The sequence below is a fragment of the Pseudomonas sp. DF5 genome (assembly GCF_058148225.1).
The window spans coordinates 1-645 of the sequence record NZ_JBYVYM010000071.1 but is presented as its reverse complement, the minus strand read 5'-3'; the positions used below and the strand labels follow the sequence as shown (position 1 = coordinate 645).

Sequence of the window (645 nt, the reverse complement as noted above, 5' to 3'; positions counted from 1 at the left end):
CTCGCTCCTTGTATGTTGGCCGAACACCCGGCGAGAGCAGCTAAGCTCCTCGGTGTTGTCTCAAAGATGTGTTTCTGGGGGAGGCCGACCGCTCCTGAAGGCAGGACTTGCTCCTGACCTTGTCTGTAGAGAGGCTCCCCCGCCTCATTGCCCACCACGAAGAGTATCGAGAAGCCGACAAGTCGGACTTCGCATTACAAGGTTGCAGCGGCATGAAGTTCGAGGTCAGGGGAACCAGGAGCCATCTTCACCCAGTTTCCTTGGAGTGGAAAGCATGAGTGTTCACGTCGGATTGGATGTTGGTTCTCGCACCACAGCAATGGGATGGCGTGACAAAGGCCGTGCAGCTGGCTCGTGGGATATCGCTCAAACGCCCAAGGGACGCAAGGCGGCCGTGAAAAAGCTGATAGCGCTCAAACCGCTTTCTGTGGTCATGGAAGCCACCGGGATTTATTACCTGGATCTGGCCCTGGAGTTAAGCACTGCAGGCTTGCCGGTTTCTGTGATCAACCCGAAAAGCTCCCGCAATTTTGCAAGACTGATGCTTCAACACAGTAAAACGGACGCCATCGACGCCCAGTTGCTAGCGGAGTACGGCGAACGCATGACGCCTCGCTTGTGGACTCCTCCAAGCCCCGCCCAGCT

1 protein-coding gene is annotated in these 645 nt (G+C 56.7%); it reads left to right on the top strand.

Features of this window, described 5'->3' with window-relative positions; genetic code table 11:
* Positions 1-274 precede the first annotated feature (274 nt).
* Positions 275-645, top strand: a 371-nt coding sequence (locus AC30D7_RS28740; RefSeq protein ID WP_490136330.1) for an IS110 family transposase, incomplete at its 3' end; no start/stop codon positions are given.